Raw genomic sequence first — 12,305 nt, 5'->3', positions numbered from 1 at the left:
AACAGGGAAAAACGACATGCTTATCTCTCGGGATAATTTTTGCTATAATGGAGGCAATTATTACCCGAGAGGAAGCTTGTCATGAACCCATCTCATGATCCTGTACGTGACGAATTATTTGATATTTTTGAATCATCTTTTGATGAAATTTTAGTAACAGATGCAAACGGTGTTGTCATTCGCGTCAATGCGACCTGCAGAAAAAACTATGAACAGATAGCTGGCGGATTAGTCGGCAAGCATGTCAAGGACTTGGAGAAGATGGGAATTTTTTACCCCTCTGCTACTTTGAAAGTCATTGAAAGCTTACAGCCGATAGAGTTGTTTCAAGTCTCGAATACCGGCCGCTACTTTCATGTACGCACAAAGCCTGTTTTTCATCCAGATGGTTCTTTAAAAAGTGTGATCAGTTACTCACGCGATTTAACAGAACTTATGCAGCTGCGCAATAAAATTGAAGAAATGGAAGACGAACTGGCTACATATAAGAAAGAACTGAAAGAGCCGCTTGAATTCGAAGGTCTTATTTCTAAAAGTGAACAAATGGATAAAATTATGCTTCTTGTCCGCAAGATTGCCAGAGTCAATTCAACTGTGCTGCTGCTTGGTGAAACAGGTGTCGGAAAAAGCAAGATCGTTCGCCTCATTCATCAATTAAGCAATAGACGGGATCAGCCGCTTAACGAGATTAACTGTGCGGCGCTGCCAGAACAGCTGATTGAATCTGAATTATTTGGCTATGAAGGCGGAACATTTACCGGTGCTTTTCGAGAAGGGAAAAAGGGGCTAATTGAATTATCCAATCATGGCACTTTGTTTTTAGATGAAGTAGGAGAACTGCCGCTTGCTGCTCAAGGAAAATTACTGCACGTTTTGCAAGAAAAACAAATTCGTCCGGTTGGCGGCCGGAGCCCCATTTCTTTGGATATCCGTATTATTGCTGCCACGAATAAAGATTTAAAAAACATGGTAGGCAGAGGCAGTTTTCGCAGAGACTTATATTATCGTCTCAATGTTGTGCCTATTCATGTTCCGCCGCTTCGGGAACGAAAAGAAGACATCGTTCCGCTCACCTACCATTTTTTAGATTACTTTAACCAATTATATGAAAGCAATGTCCGCTTCTCGCCGAAAGTGCTGCAGGCTTTTCTCGGTTTTGAATGGAAAGGAAACATTCGTGAACTCGAAAACATGGTAGAACGGCTTGTTGTAACAGGAGATGAAGTCGTTACGCTAAATGACCTGCCAACCGATATGTTGGAGCAGGAAATAACGGAGGCAGGGATGACTCTTCCAGAAGTGGTTGAAGAAGTGGAAAGGAAGATGATTGTCCAGGCCTATAACAAAGATAAATCAACATACAAAATTGCGAAAATGCTCGGGATCAGTCAATCATCAGCCGTAAGGAAGGTCAGAAAGTATATTGAAGAAGAAAGAGATGAATAGAATAAGAGGAGGAGAAAAGAATGAAAAACTGGAAGATTTATATTAATGGCGAGTGGGTAGAAGCAGAAAAAACTATTGAAGTCATCAATCCAGCTACAAAAGAAGTGATCGCAACCATTCCAGATGGCGGCACAGCAGAAGCAGAGCGTGCAGCCGATGCAGCTTATGAAGCATTAAAAGGCTGGTCAAAGCTAACAGCTAATGAGCGTGCTGATTATTTAATGAAATGGTACCACTTGATTGATGCAAATAAAGAAGAAATCGGCAAGCTAATGACACAAGAACAAGGTAAGCCGCTGCCAGAAGCAATCGGCGAAGTTAGCTATGCCAATAGCTTTATTTCTTGGTATGCAGAAGAAGGAAAGCGTATTTACGGCGAAACAATTCCTGCTTCTCATCCGAACAAGCGTCTATTCGTTCAAAAAGAGCCAGTAGGGGTTATCGCTGCCATCACTCCATGGAACTTCCCGGCAGCTATGATTACAAGAAAAGTAGGCCCTGCTTTAGCGGCTGGCTGTACAGCGATGATCAAGCCGGCTACTCAAACTCCTCTAACAGCGATTCGTCTTGTAGAACTAGCAGAGGAAGCTGGAATTCCTAAAGGTGTTATCAACATTGTAACTGGAAGCGCACGTCAAATTAGTGAAGCGTGGATGAAGGATGGCCGTGTACGGAAAGTATCGTTCACTGGTTCTACAGAAGTCGGGAAAACATTGATGCGCGGAGCAGCTGATACAGTAAAGAAAATTTCTCTTGAGCTTGGCGGCCACGCACCGTTTATCGTAACGGCTAACGCTAATATTGAGAAAGCAGCTCAGAACTTAATCGCTTCTAAATACCGTAACGCTGGCCAAACATGTGTATGTGCGAATAGAGTCTATGTACATGAGTCCGTCGAAGCAGAATTTGCGGAAGCATTTAAGCAAGAAGTAGCGAAGTTAAAAGTAGGAAACGGATTAGAAGAAGGCGTAACGATTGGTCCTTTAATTGATGAGCAGGCAGTCGATAAAGTAGTGAGCCAAATCGAAGATGCTAAACAAAAAGGTGCTAAAGTGATTGCGGGCGGCAGCACAGTTGAAGGAGCAAATGGTTATTTCCTTGAGCCGACAGTTGTCACAAATGTTACAGATGACATGCTGTGTATGAATGAAGAAACATTTGGCCCGCTTGCGCCAATCGCTACGTATAAAACGACAGAAGAAGTGATCGAGCGTGCTAATAACTCACCATATGGCTTGGCTGCTTACGTATTCAGCGAAAACATCACTGAAGCCATTACGATTGCAGAGGGGCTTGAATACGGCATTATCGGCTTGAACGACGGCCTTCCATCTGTTGCCCAAGCTCCATTTGGCGGTTATAAAGAGAGCGGTCTTGGCCGTGAAGGCAGCCATTTCGGAATTGACGAATATTTAGAAATTAAATATATTTCTTTAGGTCTTTGATAATACTTTAAGACATCCGGGGAGCCCGGATGTCTTTTTTTATTCGATAATACCTGTATTCACAATATTTGTTTCTACTTCAACGTGAATGGGAACGTTCGGATAAAGGTTTTCCCATGAAGATTTAGGGAAATTGCGGAAATGACTTCGCACCCTCTCGCCAATGCCGAGGGAATCTGTTCGTAATGTCTGCAGCTTACGGATTAATTTTTCTGCTTTTGTGGTCATTTCTTTTCTCCATTCTTTTTCAACAGCATGGACTTTTGCTTTCGTATGTAAGGTAAGTCCATAACCTTCCTGGACCTTTCCTCTCAAGGTGACATGAATGGTCAATCGTGGTTTTGCCGCTGTGCCTGATACGCTGTATTTCACTTTGGATTGAAGGTTTTCGATCGCAATGTAGGCACCTTTGTATTTAATTTCATATATTCCATGCTTAAATTTCTCATGAAGCATTTTAAAAATGTAGCTGTCCTGAACGGAGAGTTCATCTACATATTTGTCATCCTTAAAAAGTGCCAGGCCCATATAGCGGATGTGATCGTCTCGTTGTTTAATAATAGGCAAGAACGGTTCTTGTCCAAATCCGTCAAGCTGTGCTAAAAAAGTGTGAAGTTCCGTTTCTGGGGCCAGCCGGCTGATACTTTCTTCAAGTAAATCTGAGAGATAGCGGGAAGTAACTTGGGAATTGGAATAGTCAGCAGTCAAAAGCTTTTCTGTGCTGCCATCAACGACAGCAAGTTTAATATCCCTTCCAATATACGTGCTGCGGCCAAGAGGATCAATTAAATGTTTGACTCCATGCTTGGCTACTTCTTTACTAATTAAAAAGCTTTGCAAGCGGCCCGCTCCTAGATTCCTTTGGGCTTCTCGTTGACTCTGCTGTCTAATATCATGAATCGTATGCCCAGACGCTGTAAAAGAAGCGTTAATGGGCTTCACATCTTGGCCTTGAGGATAAAAAGGGGCATCCGTTGTTCCTCTTAACGTATCTTTATCTACATAATCATAACCAGTAGCTGTAATAATTTGAATGTCTTCGAGTACCTTTGTCTCCAAATTATAATTAAAGAGCAAAATAACAGCAATAACAGTCCAGAATAAAGCTTTTTTCATTCGCTTCGCCTCATTTTTTTGCTAATTAATTGATAAAAATAAACAAAAGGAACATAAGCAAAAACGACATAAAAGCTTACCCAGTCCACAAAGGTATTAAATTGCCTAATTTGAATCCCATTTTCAATAAGAGTGGAGGCAAAAACAGTAAGAAAGAGAAGAGGCATAACCATCTTTCTCTGCTGGATAGAAAACACTTGCTTCAATGCACGAGTGGCAGCCCACAAATACATACACAAGTTTGGCAGCATAACAAACAACCAGATGGAGATCCCAGCATACTCAAACCTTTCAAGAAAAGGGAAATCAACAATTTTCCATAAGGTTAAAGTAGGCCAGATTGTTTTTTCCAATTGACCCTGACTGAAATATACAATGGGAACCATTGTGGAAACTAAATAAACAAATGTTGTAAAAGCAGTGCCAAATTGAGCCCATTTGTGAGAACGCTGTCCTTGTTTTATAAAAGGATAACAAAAAAGAATCACTTCAAATCCGGAAAAGATGATGGACATTTGCTTCGTCCCCTTAAGAATCTCTATTGTTGAATGCTCCATAACCGGAAGTAAATAAGAAAACTGAGCGTTTGCCAGCGGAAAGACCAATGAAAGCAGCAAAGGGATAGTAAAAAAGAAGCTAAGTAAACATAAACCGACAATAACCCGAAATCCACCCATCAAATAAAGATAGACAAGGATAGACAAAAGGATCCCCATATACCATGTTTGCAATTGGGGGAACATCCAGACTTGAATAACTTCAATATAAGCCCGCATAATAACGACAAATATAACCATTAAATAAGCGGCTAGTAACAAAGTTAACAATCCTCCTAGCCACTTCCCGAACAGCTCCCGATGGATAACAGTTATGTCGTTATTTCCCTTGATGACGATTTGATAAGTCATCCATAAAATAAGATGGATAGCTGCCCCAGCAATCAAAACAGAAATCCAAGCGTCATGGCCAGCTTCTTTTACAATGATACGTGCGAAGCTGAAAACAACTACTCCCAGTTGCATGCTATGGACGATATAAAAAGCAAGATAGGGAGAAACTTTCTTATCTTCGGACGGCAACGGCAGCATGCAACCACCTCCAGTGAAAACTATTCATCAATATCCTTAGAATTCTTTTGTGAAGAGTGCTGTTGAAGTTTTAGAACATTTTGAGGGCGCATGAATAGCGGACGTGCTGCTTGTTTATTAAAAGGCAAACGAATGAGCGCGTCCTTCATATCTGTCAGGCGCAATGGATAAACCGGCTCGAGAAAAGGACGACCAAGTGATGTTAATTTAAACAAATGAGCTAAGACCATAGCAGAACATACTGCCACCCCTAAGAGTCCAAGAAGCTGGGCAAAGAGCAAAAAAGGAAAACGAATTAGCCGAATGGCATTGCTCACTTGATAGACAGGTGTTGTAAAAGAAGCTAAGGCACTTAGGGCGACAACGATAAGTAGTACATTACTTGTTAAGCCGGCTTGTACAGCAGCTGTTCCAATGACAATACCACCCACGATACCAATTGTCTGGCCAACTTTTGTTGGCAGACGGGCTCCCGCTTCCCTGAGCAATTCAATGGTCAATTCCAGCACAATGGCCTCTAGAATGGGAGGGAACGGAATGCCTCCCCTTGAGGACACTAATGCAGTCAATAGGTCCTGCGGGATTACCTCGTAATGATAAGTTAAGATGGCAACATACAAAGGGGTTGATAAAACAGAAAAAGTAACCGCAAATAAACGGATTAACCGGAAAACTGAACCTAAGCTCCAGACAATGAGATAGTCTTCATACGCCGAGAAAAACTCAACAAGTGCAGTAGGACCGGTTAAGGCACTTGGGGAACCGTCCACAAGAATTGCTACCTTCCCTTCCATTAACACGCTTGCCGTCCGATCAGGGCGTTCTGTATCCACCAGTTGGGGAAAAGGAGAATTGCTGTTATCAGCGATCATTTGGCTAATAAAAGAGGTATCGATAAGTTGATCATAGTTAATATCGTTAATGCGCTGGATAACAGTATTAACGTTTTCTTCATCGGCAATTCCTTTAATATAGGCAACAGCTACCCGGGTTTTGGATAGTTTGCCGACAGTTAATTCTTTTACTTGAAAATCAGGTATGGGAATCCTTTTCCTAATAAGATTGATATTGGTATCTAGAGATTCTACAAATGCTTCTTTCGGTCCAACGACAGAATATTCAGTTTCAGGAATAGAAATTTGACGCTTTTCCTTCTTAGAAGCCGAAATAAGCAGGCAGGAGGGGTGTGCTTCCTGTTTGTAAATAAGAATATTTCCGAGCATTAATCTTTGTTGAATGGAGGAAACATCAGTTGTAAGCATGATATTTTCTACATGAACTACATCTTTTATTTCTTCTAAAGAAGTAAATTTACTTCCTTTTAGAATGCTAAGGACATCTTGATGAACTATTTTTTGGTCTACTAGTGTTTGAAAATAAGAAATATAAAAAGGGGAATCTTCATCTAACTTAAAGCTCATAAAATCTGCCGATTCACTACATTGGCTGATTAGCTTGCCGACATCACTGCGCTTAAAAGCAACAGGGTCAAGCCTATTTCTTTTTATCATCCTTTCTGTCCCCTTTCACACAAATAAACACCCTTATTATGTCCAAAAGAGGAAAGGATTATAATGAAAAAGTGGCAAATATAAAAAAGAACTACCGCAATATATTCAACCTATCGCGATAGTTCTAAAATTAATATTATCCGTTATGATAGCGATACATCCAAAGTACACCTGACTTTAAGAAGCGGGCTACACGGCCTGTGATGGCTCGGTCAGCTACAAAGCCGAAGCCTTGCTTTTTACCTAATGAACCGAGGATACCTTTTAGTTTAATTTCCGGCAGTTCTTCTGGAAGAGGTTCACCTTTCCAGCGTTTTAAGAGAACTTGAACAATTTGTTCTGCTTGTTCTTCAGCCAGCTGAGCGCTTGGAGCGTGTGGAAGGCTGGCGCAGTCGCCGACAACATAGACATGCTCGTCGTTTGGCAGGTTATGATATTGGGAGAGCTTCACACGGCCGGAGCGGTCTTTTTCGACCGGCATCTCACGAACAACGTGGTTTGGCTGGATACCAGCTGTCCAGACCACTGCATTCATTGGATAGGCCTCGTCATGGTTATAGATTGTATGCGGCTCAACTTTTGTGATGTTTGCGTTATTAACCACTTCTACTCCATGATCAACGAACCATTTATGAATGTATTTACTTAAACGTTCCGGGAAGTCTTTCAAAATACGGTGGCCGCGGTCAAATAAAATGATTTCAAGATCTGGGCGGCTTTCACGAAGCTCACTAGCCAATTCAATTCCGCTTAGCCCGGCTCCGACAATGCCCACTTTTGAGCCAGCTGGCATGTTGGACAGCGTTTGGTAAGTCTTTCTTGACTTATCAATCGATTGGATGCTGTGTGTATATTCTGCAGCCCCAGGCACATTATGATATGTGTCTTCACAGCCAAGTCCAATCACAAGGTCATCATAGGCAAGAGGCTCTTTATCTTTGATGAAAACTTGCTTGTTTTCTAAATCAACACTCGTTACTTCACCAAACAGCAAGTTCAGGCGAGAATGCTCAGGAAAACTAACACGTACCTCCTGGTCAGAGATCGTTCCGGCTGCTAAAGCATAGTACTCGGTTTTTAAAGAGTGGTATGGAAACTTATCTACTAATGTAATGGTGACATCTTCAGGCAATTGGTTTGGAAGCAGCCTGAGCAACACACGCATGTTGCCATAACCGCCGCCAAGCAATACTAAATTCTTCATCTGGATTTTCCTTTCTGTACAATATGTATTGAAACTTCAGGGTTTTTCAATCGATTGTGAAAGTACTCACAACTTTTTTATCTGCCACCCTGAGTATATCTAAATACAGCGTTTTTCACAACTGAGTTGAGATATTTTCGTTTTAAAGTTTTCTGCTTTTCTCGGAAAGGAAAGGATAGTAAAATAAAAAGCAGAGGTGAACAAAGGATGAAACCGATTATTGAGTTTTGCATCAGCAATTTAGCGAACGGTGCGCAAAAAGCGCTTGAAATATTAGAGCGAGATTCTAACCTTGATGTAATTGAATATGGCTGTCTCGGTTATTGTACAAGATGTGCCGAAGGCTTGTACGCACTAGTCAACGGAGAGCCCGTAGACGGAGAGACACCAGAAGAGCTGGTTGACAATATATATGAATATTTGGAAGAGAATCCAATGTTCTAATCAAAAAAAGAAGGAGGCTTGAACAGATGGTTGTTCAGAAGCTCCTTCTTTTTTATTTTCCATGTTTGCTTTAAATTAAACGGCGCTTGCTTCGCTTTTTTTCATTTCATCACGTAATTCATACCAACGATCTCTTGCCATTTCGATGATGTGCTTTTCTCTAGAGCCGCGCTGTTTTTCGAGTACTTTAGAGAAGTATTTTACAGCTTCGTTTCCATGACCAAGCCGTACATGTAACTCTGCCAGCAGATACATGACCTTGACATCTGACATAGGCGTTAAAGTCAAATCTTCATTTAAATAAGCTTGTTCATACTGCTCGGCTGCTACTGCGAGAAAACGCTGTTCTTGTTCTCTTGCCGCTAAGTCCCGGTAAAACCAGGCGATACGGAGAGCTAACCCTGCTAGAGTTAAGTGTTTTTCTTTTTTTAGAAAACCGGAGTAGAAGGCTAGCTTATAACTATTGATCGCTTCATGAACCGTCCTAGCTTGACCGTAATCTTGGGAAACCCAGTTGTCTGTGATTTTTTCTTTTAAAATATTCTTTGTACCAGGGGCAAAATATTTAGAGAAATCATCTGTAAAAGAATAGCCGCACTGTGGACAGACTTTTACGTTGTAAAGTGACGGATTCAATGTAGAGTCTTCATAATTCGGTTTTAAGTCTGTGTCCTGTCCTACAACTTTGGCAAAGCGATTTCTCAATTTCATGGATGAAAATTTTTGCTCACATAGAGGACATGTTTCTTGTTTTGCATAAAGAGGAGAAAGGTTTTCCATATTAACTGCCTCCTGACTAAAAAATATAAGTCGTTCTACTTATGATGATATTATTAATTATATCGTTTTTATGTAAAAAGAACTACGTCTATAGAACTTTTTGATGAATTTTTAATGACGGCTAGAAGCGAATTGGTTGAGAAGGTGTTTTTTCACGTATATACTAATAGTAAGAACAAAAGAATGGAGGGGTCCCCTTGCAAGAACAAGAAGTAGTGAAAATTACAGAAGCAGCTGCTTTTCAGATAAAAGAAATGATGAAGCAAAACGAAGAAGAAGGAGCTACTCTGCGTGTGACAGTGCATGGTGGAGGCTGCAGTGGTTTATCTTATGGCATGGGATTTGACCGTGACATTAAGGAAGATGACATTAAGCTTAATCAACACGGAATTGATATTGCTGTTGATCCAGAAAGTGCACCAATTTTGAATGGAACAGTCATTGACTATAAACAATCTTTAATGGGCGGCGGATTTACGATCGACAATCCGAATGCGATCGCTTCCTGCGGCTGTGGTTCGTCGTTCCGTACAGCAACAGAAACGGGAACACCTGAGAATTGCTAATATTAGGAGTATCTGAGTATAAGCAGTCATTTTAGCGTAAGGAAGAAAAGCTTCAGTAAAACAGTCGCAGGTAAAGCGATTTAAGGTTGTGAATAACGACTTCTTTTAACGGTCTATAGAAAATCGTTAAAAGAGGTCGTTTTTTTATGGCGTTAAAATAAAAGAAGGAGATTGATCGTTCATAAGGAATTATTTTGTGGAGTGTATACATAAATAAAGGGGGACAACTTGGACATGTTACTTAAAGAGAGTGCGCAGCAGTTTCAAAATAAATTAATAGAAATGGGCCATACAAATAAAGTGATAGAACTGCCGGATAGTGCCCGGACTGCACAAGAAGCTGCTGATGCTATCGGCTGTGAGGTTGCCCATATTGCAAAGTCTATTATTTTCAAGCTTAAAAGCTCGAATCAACCTTTATTAGTTGTCGCCAGCGGAATCAATCGAATTAATGAAAAGCATATCGGAACCTATCTAAATGAAAAACTAGGCAAAGCAGATGCTGATTTTGTTCGTGGGCATACTGGATTCGTCATTGGTGGTGTGCCGCCTTTAGGACATGTAAAACCAATTTTGACTCTCATTGATGAAGATTTATTTCAGTATCAGAAAATTTGGGCTGCTGCCGGACATCCTAAAGCCGTATTTCAATTAACACCAGAAGAGCTGATCCAAATGACAAAAGGGCAAGTCACTTGCGTAAAATAGCGTCGGCTCAATTTTTAGTCTCTGTTATGCTACGGGGGAATGAAAATGAGTGTTAAAAAAGTTTTCATCATTTCTCTTATCGTGATAGCCATAGGTGGAACGCTTTTTTCGGCTTTATTTAGAAATGGGCTGATATTGGATATGGCGGGTATTCATTTAAACAGCTTATTTACCAAGAAGATAACCGTAGAGGAAAGGTATGCACGAGTTGATCGAAATGATAATGGTGTGGCAGATCCGATTGACGTAGTACAGGCAGCTAGAAAAGAAGCGGAAAATCGAACGGTGTACAAAAGTGCCTATTACGAAGGCGGATACCCGCCAGACGAAGAAGGGGTGTGCACGGATGTTATATGGAGAGGGTTCATGGGAGCTCATATTAAGTTAAAAGATTTAATGGATGAGGATATTCAACGTCATCCTCATCTATATCCGCGGGTGAAAGAGAAACCTGATCCTAATATTGATTTTCGAAGGGTTCCTAATCAACATGTCTTTTTTCAACGATCTGCAAAATCTTTAACGACTGAAATTGTTCCGGATGATCGGGAGAACCTAGCAGAATGGCAGCCAGGAGACATTGTGGTTTATTTGGATGGTCCAGACCACATTGGCATTATTTCTGATAAACGAACAAAAGATGGAGTCCCTTACTTCATTCACAATACACCGCCTTTTGCCTCGGAAATTAAATTAACCTCTTATAACTCTCCTATAGCCGGCCATTTTCGCTGGAATTATTGAAGCTATTTTGACATCAATGAAAAGAACCTGCTTATAGAATTAAACAGAGCTAGCGTTTACTACTTTTGCGGGTGTACCGATAATCAAACACTTCATGGGGAACATTTAGTTTATGATGATTAATGAGGACTGTATCTTCATCGCTCCATTTAATAACCGCCTGTTCCTCATGATTATTCCAATAAATATTTTTCGGCTTTTTATTCTCCGTGTTAAAATGTAATTCTCCGCGGACAGCAAAATCTGTAGTAGCTCCTCCGCTCGTAATATAGGCTTTCACTGTATACTCCCCGTTAGGAGACTCTGCCTCCGAAATGAATTCTCCTTTTGGTAACCGGTTCATGTCAAAAAAAGCCCAATAGACCACATATCCTAACAATCCAAGAATTATGAAAGGAATAATAATTTGTTTTTTTCGCAAGCCTTTTCCCCCTTCATACAATATTCTCGCTTGTTTTCTTATCATTTTTACCCCATTGATCTTTTATGTAAATAAAAAGGATAATTAGCCGTTTAACGGACTAACTATCCTTTAATGGTTATCTTTCATTTAATCAAGCGGCTGATTTTTTTACTCATTCCTATATTCTAGTCAACGCTTTGTTTATAGGGGTGTAGCCGCTAATAATTTCGAATACTTTACCTTCCGTTTCCTTCATTGTCAATGATTCAACGAGCACCTGGGCCACATCTTCACGTGGAATCGTGCCGCCCATCGGGGAAAAGCGTGTAGCTAATTCAATCATCCCGGTGCCAGGGTCATCCGTTAATCCGCCAGGGCGTACGATTGTAAAACTTAAACCGCTTTTAATTAAATATTCATCTGCTGCCTTTTTTGCTTCTAAATAAGGTACGAGAGAGGCCGGTGCTTCTTCTATTGTATCGGCTCCCATCGAACTAAGCATGATAAAGCGTTCAATTCCTTTTTCCTTTGCGAAATCTACTGTTTTCTTCGCGCCTTCCTGATCAACTGCAATCGTTTTGTCATGACCGGTAGATGAACCGGAGCCTGCTGCAAAAATAACAGCATTGACATCATTTAAGGCAAAGCTAAAGTCTTGTTCTAAATCAGCTAGAATCGCCTTTGCACCTAACCTTTCCATTTCATCTGTCTGTTCTGCTTTGCGGATCATGGCTCGAACGAGATGCTGATTGCTTTCAGCTAGCTGTTTGACAATTTTTTTACCGGTTAATCCTCCTGCGCCGATAACAAGTACGTTCAAAAAGATCACCCTTTTCTTAAAGACATTTAT

At 40.8% G+C, this 12,305-nt stretch carries 13 protein-coding genes; 6 read left to right on the top strand and 7 right to left on the bottom strand.

Annotated elements, in window-relative coordinates:
- Nucleotides 1-81 precede the first annotated feature (81 nt).
- Nucleotides 82-1,446 carry a sigma-54 interaction domain-containing protein gene (locus tag AC623_RS15705; protein WP_049664043.1) on the top strand — a complete coding sequence of 455 codons (1,365 nt, stop codon included), beginning with the start codon at nt 82-84 and terminating at the stop codon, nt 1,444-1,446.
- Nucleotides 1,447-1,466: 20 nt separating this feature from the next.
- Nucleotides 1,467-2,891: an NAD-dependent succinate-semialdehyde dehydrogenase gene (locus AC623_RS15700; RefSeq protein WP_049664040.1), complete on the top strand. Its 1,425-nt coding sequence runs from the start codon at nt 1,467-1,469 to the stop codon at nt 2,889-2,891.
- A gap of 39 nt (nt 2,892-2,930) precedes the next feature.
- Here AC623_RS15700 and AC623_RS15695 read toward each other — a convergent pair whose 3' ends face one another.
- From AC623_RS15695 to AC623_RS15680, 4 genes are all read right to left on the bottom strand, one after another.
- Nucleotides 2,931-4,007: a Ger(x)C family spore germination protein gene (locus AC623_RS15695; RefSeq protein WP_049664038.1), complete on the bottom strand. Its 1,077-nt coding sequence runs from the start codon at nt 4,005-4,007 to the stop codon at nt 2,931-2,933.
- On the bottom strand, nt 4,004-5,095 hold the full coding sequence (locus tag AC623_RS15690; protein WP_049664036.1) for a GerAB/ArcD/ProY family transporter: 1,092 nt from the start codon (nt 5,093-5,095) through the stop codon (nt 4,004-4,006). Before AC623_RS15690 ends, AC623_RS15695 begins: the two co-directional genes overlap by 4 nt.
- A gap of 20 nt (nt 5,096-5,115) precedes the next feature.
- A complete protein-coding gene (locus AC623_RS15685) occupies nt 5,116-6,606 on the bottom strand; it encodes a spore germination protein (RefSeq protein ID WP_049664034.1) in 1,491 nt (496 codons plus the stop codon).
- A gap of 136 nt (nt 6,607-6,742) precedes the next feature.
- Nucleotides 6,743-7,810, bottom strand: coding sequence for an NAD(P)/FAD-dependent oxidoreductase (locus AC623_RS15680; RefSeq protein WP_049664031.1), 1,068 nt, complete (start codon nt 7,808-7,810; stop codon nt 6,743-6,745).
- A gap of 207 nt (nt 7,811-8,017) precedes the next feature.
- On the opposite strand from AC623_RS15680, the gene AC623_RS15675 reads away from it, so the two are divergent.
- Nucleotides 8,018-8,254: a YuzB family protein gene (locus tag AC623_RS15675; protein WP_049664029.1), complete on the top strand. Its 237-nt coding sequence runs from the start codon at nt 8,018-8,020 to the stop codon at nt 8,252-8,254.
- 75 nt (nt 8,255-8,329) lie between these two features.
- Here AC623_RS15675 and AC623_RS15670 read toward each other — a convergent pair whose 3' ends face one another.
- A complete protein-coding gene (locus tag AC623_RS15670) occupies nt 8,330-9,034 on the bottom strand; it encodes a DUF2225 domain-containing protein (RefSeq protein WP_049664027.1) in 705 nt (234 codons plus the stop codon).
- Nucleotides 9,035-9,231: 197 nt separating this feature from the next.
- Here AC623_RS15670 and AC623_RS15665 point away from each other — a divergent pair, with 197 nt between their 5' ends.
- The 3 genes from AC623_RS15665 to AC623_RS15655 all read left to right on the top strand — a co-directional run bounded on the left by AC623_RS15665 (nt 9,232) and on the right by AC623_RS15655 (nt 11,052).
- Nucleotides 9,232-9,600 carry a HesB/IscA family protein gene (locus AC623_RS15665; protein ID WP_082174445.1) on the top strand — a complete coding sequence of 123 codons (369 nt, stop codon included), beginning with the start codon at nt 9,232-9,234 and terminating at the stop codon, nt 9,598-9,600.
- Nucleotides 9,601-9,834: 234 nt separating this feature from the next.
- Nucleotides 9,835-10,308: a YbaK/EbsC family protein gene (locus tag AC623_RS15660; RefSeq protein ID WP_049664024.1), complete on the top strand. Its 474-nt coding sequence runs from the start codon at nt 9,835-9,837 to the stop codon at nt 10,306-10,308.
- A 45-nt stretch (nt 10,309-10,353) separates the two neighbouring features.
- Complete coding sequence (locus AC623_RS15655; protein WP_049664022.1) at nt 10,354-11,052, top strand: DUF1287 domain-containing protein; 699 nt, start codon at nt 10,354-10,356, stop codon at nt 11,050-11,052.
- A 49-nt stretch (nt 11,053-11,101) separates the two neighbouring features.
- On the opposite strand, the gene AC623_RS15650 is transcribed toward AC623_RS15655, so the two are convergent.
- A complete protein-coding gene (locus AC623_RS15650) occupies nt 11,102-11,518 on the bottom strand; it encodes a DUF5412 domain-containing protein (protein WP_049664020.1) in 417 nt (138 codons plus the stop codon).
- A 115-nt stretch (nt 11,519-11,633) separates the two neighbouring features.
- Complete coding sequence (locus tag AC623_RS15645) at nt 11,634-12,275, bottom strand: SDR family oxidoreductase (RefSeq protein ID WP_049664018.1); 642 nt, start codon at nt 12,273-12,275, stop codon at nt 11,634-11,636.
- Between the last annotated feature and the right edge of the window lie 30 nt (nt 12,276-12,305).

The sequence above is a fragment of the Bacillus sp. FJAT-27231 genome, from assembly GCF_001183975.1.
GTDB classification, from domain to species: domain Bacteria; phylum Bacillota; class Bacilli; order Bacillales; family Domibacillaceae; genus Pseudobacillus; species Pseudobacillus wudalianchiensis.
This window is presented reverse-complemented; position numbering and strand designations above follow the sequence as displayed.